Consider the following 550-nt stretch of genomic DNA (forward strand, 5'->3'; position numbering starts at 1 on the left):
GGGCGTGTGTTGCTCCAGCCGGCGTTTGCCATTGCCTCGATTGGCGCCGATGCCGTGGGCCGGGTTCGCCACGGCAACTGGGAGGATGTGCCGACGTGGATCGCCCATCTGCTGGCGCTAGGCGTGCTGCTGGTGTGGCTCGATACCTCCTGCGGGATGCCGGCGTGGCTGGTGCTGGCGGGCGTGGGATACCCGGCGCTGTCGCTTGCCGCGATCCGTTCCTTCCATGAGCATCGTGTGGATCCGCCGTTTGGCGCGCGCAGCGTGATCAACGATGCCGGATGGGCGTGGCGGCTCCTGTTCCTGAACAACAACTATCACCTCGTGCATCACGATCTGCCAGCAGTGCCATGGTTTGCGCTTGCTTGGGTCTATCGTCGGCGTGCCGGGGACTACCTGGCGCGCACGGACGGATTCCTGGTGCGCGGCTATCGCGAATGGATCTTTCGATACGCGTTGCGTGCCGTGGCACCGGTGGCGCATCCGGTGTATCACGCCCCGGCGGAGCGCCCCAGGGACGCAGGAGGACACCATGAGCGCACCTGAACGC

At 66.2% G+C, this 550-nt stretch carries 1 protein-coding gene; it reads left to right on the forward strand.

Going from position 1 to position 550, the window contains the following annotated elements; genetic code table 11:
- Nucleotides 1–546 (forward strand): fatty acid desaturase (locus tag AB4Z50_RS35955; protein WP_441887277.1); only part of this gene is annotated, 546 nt, incomplete at its 5' end.
- Nucleotides 547–550: the final 4 nt, after the last annotated feature.

Source organism: Paenibacillus sp. 2TAB26 (genome assembly GCF_052115145.1).
GTDB lineage: Bacteria > Bacillota > Bacilli > Paenibacillales > Paenibacillaceae > Pristimantibacillus.